Genomic DNA, 5,614 nt, shown 5'->3' on the forward strand with positions numbered 1-5,614 from the left:
GAAAACTTATGAATAAAGCAGGTTAACTTTGTGACTGGTTAAAGTTAGATGATTGTTCCCCAAAAGTGACTGAAATATCGCTGACCATAGAAGAAACTGCCAAAAAGGCCGGAGGAATGATTCTTCCTGTTCTGTTTGCAACCGGGATTCCGTTTTTCGTAATTCACGGAGCAGAACCGTTTTGGGATTGGTCGGTAAAAGGACTCCTTCTGTTTTTGTTCCTGGTGATTGTTGGTGTTCCTTTGCATGAGTTACTACATGCATTAGTCTTTGGGATATTTGCCCGGGGAGGCTATAAATCGGTGAAATTCGGGATTGACAAGTCCACTTATACACCTTATTGTCATTGTACAACACCTATACGCGTACAGTATTACCGGGTTGGTGCATTGCTCCCCCTGTTAGTCCTTGGCGCGGTTCCGTTTGTAATTTCTCTCTTTACAGGTTCTTTCGGATTCTGGCTCTACGGCTATATTTATATTATAGCTGCGGGTGGTGATTTAGTGGCATTGAAGATGCTGAAAAAAATTCCCGCGCACCGGAAAGTTTTGGACCATCCTGAAAAAATGGGATTTTATGTTTTTGATTGAATATACCTTATTCATCCACAGGTCGAAACCAGTCCGGATAATTTATTTTTTCTGACTTTCTTTTTGGACCTTTATTAAGTCGGTTGAATTCAAACCTTAATGACATGATTAACGCCGGTCCTCCGCTAATTCTTACCGGTTTGTTTTTTGATTTTAAATCATCATAAACGCATCTGGCATAATATATATTATTGATTCCCACTATCTAATGCAAGGGCATCAAAAAATTGATTGTTTTGAAGGGCTGCCTTTAAACCAATTTTATATTCAAAATAAATATTCCCGGTCAACAGTTTTTCTGTTTCCAACCGTCTTCCATCGGTATCAGAAAGAATTAATCGCCCGTCAGACCAGTGGTTTCCTGTCTCTAAGGAGGTATAAAAAATAACAAGTTTATTTTCATAGGCATTCCAGGGGTAAAAATTAACTCGTGTAAAAGCAAGGTGGTCTGCTTTTGAACTATATGAATGTTGCAGATCATTTTCAGTATATTCATAGCTGCCCAAAGTATAGGCCGCAATTTTATACCCAATATCAAAATCCCATTTGGGTAAAGGTTTAAACTTATAGTATAGCCCCAACTGCACTATTCCTCCTTCTTCATATTCATGATCGTCTTCATAATAGTCAAGGTCATCTTCTTTCAGTGAGGTAATTAATGATATAGCGTCTAACCCTAATGATACACCTGCCATATGCCGGGCATAATCCTGGCTGTACATATTTTGAGCGGGAATATAAAAAAGCAAAAAATAAAAAGCGGATAGAAATGGAATTTTTGCCATTTAAAGAAACTATTATTTGTTTAAACTCTGAATTTTTTGATGAGTTAATAAATAATACTCTGTTAAATCTTAATGAGTGCGGTATAAAAAGCATCTTTGTTGTCAAAATCAAGGCGTTTTTAATTTTTGTACCGGAGTTAACTATTTGTTAATGAGGATGCAAAATTTAAAACAACACAGAGTTTGGCAACAAAGATGCTTTTTAGATCGGGCTTATAAATATTTGCTTATAAAAATTTTGTACAATTAATGGCGCAAATTACAACTTTTATCGAACAAATTAATCGACTACTTTACAAATATTCTCGATATTCTTATCTTTGAGCCTGATAAAAGATTCAAAACATTGTATATTTTGGTCGATCTTTGAGTTGGCCTGGAGAAAGAAAAACAGGTTCAACGATTTAACTAATACGGTCAATGGCAGTTTGTGGACAGACACTAATAAAACCAATTTTTCACTAATCAGATTTTTATGTCTAAAAAGAAAAACAAAACTATAAAATATTTAAGAAGAGTGACCTGCGTTCAGCAGTTAAGAATTTATTCGAAAACAATCCGCATAAAACGTACAATTACAAGCAGGTTTCTGCAGCTTTGGGAATCACAAAGAAAAAACAAAACTGCAAATTGAAGTTTTTCTTTTCGAACTGAGTGAAGAAAACTTTCTGAAAGAAGTATCTACCGGCAGGTTCAAGTTGCTCATGACACCGGGGACTTATGTCGAAGGTGTTGTGGAGATGACCTCGCGGGGCACGGCTTATATCGTTCCCGATGAAGGCGATGAAGATATTTTTGTAGCTCAGAGCAATTTGGGACATGCCCTGAACGGCGACCGGGTTAGGGTGCTTCAGTATGCGCGTAAGCCCCGAAAACAGGCCGAGGGGGAAGTAATCGAAATTCTCGAACGCAGCCGTGATCATTTTGTCGGTACGCTGGAAGTCTCCAAAGGCTTCGCTTTTCTTGTGGCGGACTCGCGTGTGATGCATCACGACATTTTTATTCCGCCCGAACATCTCAAGGGAGGGAAAAGCGGACAAAAGGCCGTGGTAGCTATTACCGGGTGGCCGGAAAAAGCCAAAAATCCTATCGGAAAGGTTATTGATATTCTTGGTAATCCCGGTGAAAACAACACTGAAATGCACGCCATCCTTGCAGAGTTTAATCTGCCCTATAAATATCCGGGTAAGGTAGTAGCTGCTGCCGAAAAGATTAACGATAAGATTCCTGCAGCTGAGATAAAGAAAAGACGGGATTTTCGCAAGGTAACTACTTTTACCATTGATCCGGCCGATGCCAAAGATTTTGATGATGCCCTCTCTCTCAGAAAGCTAAAAAACGGGAATTGGGAAGTGGGGATCCATATAGCCGATGTCACTCATTATGTTCAGCCAAAGACTGTTATCGATAAGGAAGCGGCAGAGCGGGCGACTTCTGTTTATCTGGTTGACAGGGTGGTGCCTATGCTTCCCGAGCGGTTGAGTAACGAATTGTGCTCTTTGCGGCCCGACGAGGACAAGCTTTGCTTTTCGGCGGTATTTGAGCTTGATAATGATGCCAGGATTCTCGACAGTTGGGTTGGGCGAACAGTCATTCGAAGCGACAGAAGGTTTACTTATGAAGAAGCTCAGGCAGTCATTGAAACAGGCGAAGGAGATTTGAACAACGAGTTGAAGGTGCTGAACGATTTGGCCCAAAAACTCCGAAAAGAACGGTTTAGTAAAGGCTCTATTGATTTTGAACGCATTGAGGTAAAATTTGAACTGGATGAAAAAGGAAATCCGTTAAGCGTTTTCTTCAAAGAGGCGAAAGAAGCCAATAAGCTGATTGAGGAATTTATGTTGCTGGCCAACAAAAGGGTGGCTGAAATTATTGGACGTAATGAGTTGGATGGGAAGAATTCAGCTCCCGGGAAAAACGCCAAAACTTTTGTTTACCGGATTCATGATGAACCCGACCCCGAGAAGTATGAAACTTTCAGCAAGTTTGTCCGCAAACTGGGATTTGAGGCTATGCCCAAAGGGCGCGAAACCATCAGTCACTCGCTGAATCGCCTTCTGGATGAGGTTCAGGGGAAAAAGCAGCAAAATATTGTGGAAACACTGGCCATACGTACCATGTCGAAAGCCTTTTATTCGACGCATAACATAGGGCACTACGGACTGGGATTTAAGTATTATACGCATTTTACATCACCCATAAGACGTTATCCCGACATGATGGTACACCGGCTTCTGCAACGATATCTTGATGGCGGTCGTTCGGTGTCATCCGACAAATATGAAGAACTATGCGACCACAGCTCAAAAATGGAAATAAGAGCAGCCGATGCTGAGCGCGCCTCCATTAAATATAAGCAGGTGGAATTCTTGCAGGACAGAATTGGTGAAATATTCGACGGTGTTATTTCGGGAGTGACCGAATGGGGTATTTACGTTGAACTCGACGAGAACAAATGCGAAGGAATGGTTCCCATCCGTGACCTCGATGATGATTTTTACCAGTTTGATGAGGATAATTATTGCCTGGTGGGGAGACATAAAAATCGCAAATATCAATTGGGAGATTCGGTTCGAATACAAATTGCCCGGGCCAATCTCGAAAGAAGACAGCTTGATTTTACACTGGCACCCTGATTTTAAGACAATCAGGTTGAGGTAAAGGTTAAGGTTAAGGTTGAGATTGCACCACAGAGGACACAGATTCTTTGCAAGCAAAGCGGCAGAGCCGAGCGAACACGGATGAGTGCGGTATAAAAAGCATATTTTTGTCAAAATCAAGGCGTTTTAAAATTTTGTACCGGAGTTAACTCGTTGTTAATGAGGATGCAAAAATTTAAAACAACACAGAGTTTGGCAACAAAGATGCTTTTTTGACCGGGCTCACGGATTATTTTAATGATTGAGATTGCAACACCCCGTTTAACTTTTACAGATTTATGGTAATTAATTGTTTATGCAACTCAAGGTGCAAGCCACAACTCTTTCATAATAAAAACTTTGCGTCATTGTGTCTCTGCGTTTTGGCTTTTTTACTGACTTTTGAGGTGGAGAACTCAATACAAATTGAAAAAGAGTGCCCCGGAATAAAAGTCCCCCTTTGGGGGATTTAGGCATGGTCAACCAAACAACAAGAAACCCTAAACCCGGAACCAACAACTTAACAACCCGGCACCTGTTCCCTATCCAGGTTGAAACTAAGGTTGAGGTAAAGATTGAACAACCAGCAACCAAACAACAAGACCAGCAACCCGGAACTAACAACTTAACAACCCTAACAACCTAACAATCCTAACAACCTAACAATCCTAACAACCTAACATCTATCCTGTAACCTTAAGTTTAAATATTATGAGCAACATCTTTAATTCATTTGTATCGGGACAAGACACTGTCCGGAATTCGATTCTTAAATCGGCCCGTGATCTTTTTGCTAAATACGGGTATCGTAAAACCACAATGGAGGACATTGCACTTGCCCTGAGGAAAGGAAAGAGTTCTCTTTATTATTATTTTAAAAATAAAGAAGAGATCTTTCAGGCAGTCATCGAACTTGAGGCTGAATTACTTGAAAACCGGCTTCGTGAGGTGGTTAACAGTAATTACAAACCCCGTCAGAAATTTCATGACTACGTTATTATCAGAATGGAAACTTTGCGGGAGTTGGAAAATTATCAAAAGGCCATGCGCGATGAGACCTATGGCGATTACCATTTTCTTGAGGAAGTAAGGGAGAATTCGGAAAAGACCGAACAGGAAATGCTGAAGACCATTATGGAAGAAGGAGTCACATCGGGAGAGTTCGATATTAAAAATCTCAAACTTGCTGCCATTGGTATCAGTACGGCTTTGCGCGGTCTGGAACTGCCTTTATTCAGAGGAATAGAAAATTTTGACGATTTCAGGTTGCAACTCGACAATATCCTGAACATTTTGTTCTACGGAATATTGAAGCGTTCATAGCCTTTATTGATTCAGGCAGGCAATTGAAACAAGTCACGATTACTCCCCGATAAACCGGGGCAGGCAGGGACGAGTTCCATTCGGCCTTAATAATAAACTTTATACGAATGAAACGAGCATGATAAAGTTTGTCACTAAAGAATATGTGAGTGCGGTATAAAAAGCATATTTTTGTCAAAATCAAGGCGTTTTAAATTTTTGTACCGGAGTTAACCCGTTGTTAATGAGGATGCAAAAATTTAAAACAACGCAGAGTTTGGCAACAAAGATGCTTTTA

4 protein-coding genes are annotated in these 5,614 nt (G+C 40.4%); 3 read left to right on the top strand and 1 reads right to left on the bottom strand.

The genetic code is table 11. The features are described 5' to 3' along the window. Positions 1 to 65 precede the first annotated feature (65 nt). Positions 66 to 590, top strand: coding sequence for a DUF3267 domain-containing protein (locus OQ5_RS0107870; RefSeq protein WP_016776962.1), 525 nt, complete (start codon positions 66 to 68; stop codon positions 588 to 590). 188 nt (positions 591 to 778) lie between these two features. Here OQ5_RS0107870 and OQ5_RS0107880 read toward each other — a convergent pair whose 3' ends face one another. Then, the gene (locus tag OQ5_RS0107880; RefSeq protein ID WP_016776964.1) at positions 779 to 1,375 is read right to left on the bottom strand and encodes a hypothetical protein; all 597 of its coding nucleotides are present in this window, start codon (positions 1,373 to 1,375) and stop codon (positions 779 to 781) included. Positions 1,376 to 2,025: 650 nt separating this feature from the next. Here OQ5_RS0107880 and rnr point away from each other — a divergent pair. Next, positions 2,026 to 4,011 carry a ribonuclease R gene (gene rnr, locus OQ5_RS20540; protein ID WP_255297440.1) on the top strand — a complete coding sequence of 662 codons (1,986 nt, stop codon included), beginning with the start codon at positions 2,026 to 2,028 and terminating at the stop codon, positions 4,009 to 4,011. A 714-nt stretch (positions 4,012 to 4,725) separates the two neighbouring features. After that, the gene (locus OQ5_RS0107900; protein WP_016776969.1) at positions 4,726 to 5,337 is read left to right on the top strand and encodes a TetR/AcrR family transcriptional regulator; all 612 of its coding nucleotides are present in this window, start codon (positions 4,726 to 4,728) and stop codon (positions 5,335 to 5,337) included. Positions 5,338 to 5,614: the final 277 nt, after the last annotated feature.

Source organism: Anaerophaga thermohalophila str. Valhall (assembly GCF_000250735.1).
Lineage (GTDB): Bacteria > Bacteroidota > Bacteroidia > Bacteroidales > Marinilabiliaceae > Anaerophaga > Anaerophaga thermohalophila_A.

Excerpts from the sequence above, each read along its gene's own strand:
- OQ5_RS0107900 (WP_016776969.1), top strand. The coding sequence starts at position 4,726 with ATGAGCAACATCTTTAATTCATTTGTATCGGGACAAGACACTGTCCGG.
- OQ5_RS0107880 (WP_016776964.1), bottom strand. The coding sequence starts at position 1,375 with ATGGCAAAAATTCCATTTCTATCCGCTTTTTATTTTTTGCTTTTTTAT.